At 76.2% G+C, this 240-nt stretch carries 1 pseudogene; it reads left to right on the top strand.

Annotated elements, in window-relative coordinates:
* Positions 1 to 240, top strand: a pseudogene (locus tag AC0I8G_RS26140) (LacI family DNA-binding transcriptional regulator); the annotation flags it as partial.

Here is a 240-nt window from a genome sequence, read left to right as displayed (position 1 = left end):
GCCCCAGACGACGTCGCCCGGGTCAGCGGGCCGCGGGAGTTCCTGCACACCCGTCGTCGCGACGTCGTCGGGGGCGAGGTGACGACGGCCGTCTTCGGTGCGCCGCAACCGGTCCTGGTCTCGGACGACACCTCCCAGGGCGGGTTGGCGCGCACCCGGGAACTGCTGGCGCGCGCGGTCCCGCCGACGGCGGTGGTCGACGACAACGCCGTCATGGCCGCGGCCGTCGTCGCCGAGCGG

It is taken from the genome of Kineococcus sp. AC630, assembly GCF_979255925.1.
Note: the sequence above shows the minus strand (reverse complement) of the source record. Positions and strands in the feature narration are given on the sequence as shown.